The sequence below is a fragment of the Streptococcus pseudopneumoniae genome (assembly GCF_001074565.1).
Classification (GTDB): Bacteria; Bacillota; Bacilli; order Lactobacillales; family Streptococcaceae; genus Streptococcus; species Streptococcus pseudopneumoniae_J.
Genome location: NZ_JUQX01000021.1, coordinates 1 through 2,185, shown reverse-complemented (window position 1 = coordinate 2,185; position 2,185 = coordinate 1). Strand labels below are relative to the sequence as shown.

Here is a 2,185-nt window from a genome sequence, read left to right as displayed (position 1 = left end):
AAGCATTTTGGACATAGTTTCCCGAAGCATTTAGATAGAAATAAGAATTAGCTTTTTTATTAAAAATCCACTTATTAGTAACTTTAGTACCATTTTCATTGTACGATGAGCCTACCCAACCAGACTGAGCTGTAAATTTGGACTTATCCTCTTTAGGACTTGTATTTTTAGGTTTCTCAGCTGGTTTTTGAGCTGGCGTTTTCGGTTTCTCAGCTGGTTTTGGTGCTGTCTTTGTCTCTGATTTCGGCGCTGGTTTTGGTTCTGGTTTCGGTGCTGTCTTTGGCTCTGATTTCGGCGCTGGTGTTTTTGATTTCTCAGCTTGATTTGACGCCGAAGTTGTATTCTCTTTTACAACCTTACCATTTTTAGATGCATCCTTTTCTTGAGCAGAAACATGCTGAGCCGAAAAAGGAAAGTCTCCACTTGTATCCGCAAATGAAATAAGTCCCAGTGTTGCAGTTGCTAAGCTGGTTACTAAAATTTTTTTTGATTTTTTCATAAAAATCTCCATTGTTTTTAATGATTTATACCTATAGTATACCATATACTTAATTTTTTTACACTCAAATAATAACTATTTATAAAAGCCCTATTTTAAAATGAAGTGCAACACAAAAGACATGTTCATCTGATATACTAGAGTTACGAAAAACAGTATAAAGGAAGATGAACATGTCCACTCATTATTCTCATACAAACACTTATCTGAAGCTGAGCGACTAGAAATTGAATCTTATTTAAACGTAGGACTCAAATCTGCTGAGTTTTCTCGTAGACTGGGGGAAACTGCTCTACTATTACTCGTAAAATGAATCGTGGTTCCATAACACAAGTGAAATAAGTCAATGGGCAGAAGATCTATTACCTACACCATTATGCAGATGCTACCCATAACCGTTATCAGTATGCTAGAGAAGCCAGCTATTATTTGAAACTAGATCGTTTATCGGACGACTTTCTGAAAGAATTTACAGAAGTAATGGGAGAGAAACCAACGGGACATAGCATAGATGCCTTTGTTCACACCTATAAACTCCAACCCCTTTTTGAAATTGGAAAATCCATTCTGTTCTGAGTGGAAAGACAATAGGAGAACCTTCTATTTTGAACTTGGCTATAGTCCGCAAAAAAAGCTGTTTGAGCTCACTCAAACAGCTTTAAAGATACTCTCTTAATTAGAGGAACAACTTTGTTGCACTTGACTTGTCAATCAGTGTTAAAATAGTTATTCTAAATAATTAGTCACCTAAATGTTGAATGGCATAGTTTGCTTCTTCTTTTGTAAAGCCATCTATATAAGAGGTCAATTGATTGAAAAGACCAGATTTAGACATATTAAATAATTTTCTATAGTTCTTAGCATTAAACAATGCATTATATTTATAATCAGCTTTTAGATGATCAATAGCATATTGAGCTGCATCATTTGAAAATTTATCAAATTGAGAAGTTAATTGTCTATACATACGTTTTTTTGACATATGGAATAACGAGTTATAACTCTTTGCCTTTTCTAAAGCAGCAGAATATTCACTATTGGTTGATGATTTGGTTTCCCATAATCCATTAGCTCCTACATAGTAACGACCACCATCTACCCATTCACTTTTAGCCATCTTACCGTTTGATTTAAGATAGTAATTTCCTACCCAAGTACTACGAGCGTAACTTCCCTCTGAAGTCAAGTAGTAGTACGAAACATAGTTCTTATCATAAACCCACTCACTCTTAGCCATCTTACCATTTGACTTCAAATAGTAGTTGCCTGACCAAGCATTGCGAGCATAGCTACCTTCTGCTGTTAGGTAGTAGTATGAACCATTGTTCTTATCATAAATCCACTCACCTTTAGCCATCTTACCATTTGATTTCAAATAGTAGTTGCCTGACCAAGCGTCACGAGCATAGCTACCTTCTGCTGTTAGGTAGTAGTACGAACCATAGTTCTTATCATAAACCCACTCACCTTTAGCCATCTTACCATCTGATTTAAGATAATAATTGCCTACCCATGTGTTTCGAGCGTAGCTACCTTCTGTTGTTAGGTAGTAGTATGAACCATAGTTCTTATCATAAATCCATTCACTCTTAGCCATTTTACCATCTGATTTAAGATAGTAATTGTCTACCCAAGCATTTTGGACATAGTTTCCCGAAGCATTTAGATAGAAATAAGAATTAGCTT

The 2,185-nt window shown here is 35.5% G+C and carries 1 protein-coding gene and 2 pseudogenes; 1 reads left to right on the top strand and 2 read right to left on the bottom strand.

All coding sequences use genetic code 11. The annotated features are described in order from the left end of the window. A pseudogene (locus tag ADI74_RS02675) lies at positions 1-499 on the bottom strand (endo-beta-N-acetylglucosaminidase); the annotation flags it as partial. 157 nt (positions 500-656) lie between these two features. Here ADI74_RS02675 and ADI74_RS10705 point away from each other — a divergent pair. Next, positions 657-1,039, top strand: a pseudogene (locus tag ADI74_RS10705) (IS30 family transposase); the annotation flags it as partial. 199 nt (positions 1,040-1,238) lie between these two features. Here ADI74_RS10705 and ADI74_RS02670 read toward each other — a convergent pair. Continuing rightward, positions 1,239-2,185 (bottom strand): Ltp family lipoprotein (locus ADI74_RS02670; protein WP_049536870.1); only part of this gene is annotated, 947 nt, incomplete at its 5' end.